Genomic DNA, 598 nt, shown 5'->3' on the forward strand with positions numbered 1-598 from the left:
CGGTGAGGATGTGGGTGCCGTCGGGGGACCAGGCCACGGATTGAATCCAGTTGGTGTGTCCGGTGAGTTCGTGGATGGGTTGGCCGGTGGTGGCGTTCCAGATGCGGGTGGTGCCGTCGTCGCTGCCGGTGAGGATGTGGGTGCTGTCGGGGGACCAGGCCACGGAGTGGATCCAGTTGGTGTGTCCGGTGAGTTCGTGGATGGGTTGGCGGGTGGTGGCGTTCCAGATGTGAGCGGTGCCGTTGCTGTTGCCGGTGAGGATGCGGGTGCCGTCGGGGGACCACGCCACGGCGTTGACCGTGTCGGTGTGTCTGGTGAGTTCGTGGATGGGTTGGCCGGTGGTGGCATCCCAGATGTGAGCGCTGCCGTCGTCGCTGCCGGTGAGGATGTGGGTGCTGTCGGGGGACCAGGCCACGGCGTTGACCGTGTCGGTGTGTCTGGTGAGTTCGTGGATGGGTTGGCCGGTGGTGGCATCCCAGATGTGAGCGCTGCCGTCGTTGCTGCCGGTGAGGATGTGGGTGCTGTCGGGGGACCAGGCCACGGCGTTGACCGTGTCGGTGTGTCTGGTGAGTTCGTGGATGGGTTGGCCGGTGGTGGC

1 protein-coding gene is annotated in these 598 nt (G+C 66.2%); it reads right to left on the bottom strand.

Annotated elements, in window-relative coordinates; translation table 11 throughout:
• On the bottom strand, window positions 1-598 hold a 598-nt coding region (locus PV646_RS44775), incomplete at both ends, for a WD40 repeat domain-containing protein (protein WP_500349258.1).

Source organism: Streptomyces sp. ID05-26A, assembly GCF_033794685.1.
GTDB lineage: Bacteria > Actinomycetota > Actinomycetes > Mycobacteriales > Pseudonocardiaceae > Lentzea.